Here is an 808-nt window from a genome sequence, read left to right on the forward strand (position 1 = left end):
TTCGCACATCACTAAGAGAATTTCATCAGAATTTATAAACACTGGTTTATTCACAAATGCCTCCATATCAAAATATTAAATACATTTTGAAAAAAACGCCTTGACATAGGTTTTTTTTTTCGGGGTATGGTGCAGTGATAATTGTATTTTATGCATAAGTCAATTAAAATTTTGCATAAAACGCAAAAATAAATCTTAAAATATATAATTAAATTATGCGCTATCCACAATTTGGGAGATGTTTATGAGCGATATAGATAAAAAAATAGAATCTGTTTTTTCATTATTCAATGAAAAAGAGCAGTTAATTATTACTTATTTTGTTTTTAATTTTTTTAATAATTCAAGAAAATCAAGCACCGCTTCTTTGTCAACTGGATCAAGTGATGCACATATTTTCATAAAATCTAAGTCTACTTCTTTGTAAAAACTGGGGGGAGGTTCGTTAAAAAATTCAGAAATCTTTACTAGTTCATCTATGGTTATATCTCGCGTTTTACCATTTTGATAGGTATTAAGCATGCGATTCACTGCTGATGGGTGTAGTTCTAAATGTGATGCTAATAATGTTTGTGCGCCGTGTCCTCGTTCGTTAAGACGCTCTTTAATCCATAGCTTAAGTTTGGACTGAATATCTTGTTCCATGGTTCGTATAATCCTTGAAAATATATTTTTATGCAAATGTGCAAAAATGATAAAAAAGCACAATTTCGTTGACTTATGCATAAAACGCAATTATTTATTGTGCTGTTATGGAGATTACATATGCCTTCGAGATTAATTATAAAATATTTAGGTGGTTTCAAAA

The 808-nt window shown here is 29.6% G+C and carries 1 protein-coding gene; it reads right to left on the reverse strand.

Annotated features, from left to right (window positions below; genetic code table 11):
- Positions 1-315 precede the first annotated feature (315 nt).
- Positions 316-645, reverse strand: coding sequence for a helix-turn-helix transcriptional regulator (locus tag ACFINH_RS10115; protein ID WP_208439714.1), 330 nt, complete (start codon positions 643-645; stop codon positions 316-318).
- Between the last annotated feature and the right edge of the window lie 163 nt (positions 646-808).

The organism is Bartonella sp. AA74HLJMH, assembly GCF_042197045.1.
Lineage (GTDB): Bacteria > Pseudomonadota > Alphaproteobacteria > Rhizobiales > Rhizobiaceae > Bartonella.

Coding starts and splice junctions, on each gene's coding strand:
- ACFINH_RS10115 (WP_208439714.1), bottom strand. CDS start 645: ATGGAACAAGATATTCAGTCCAAACTTAAGCTATGGATTAAAGAGCGT.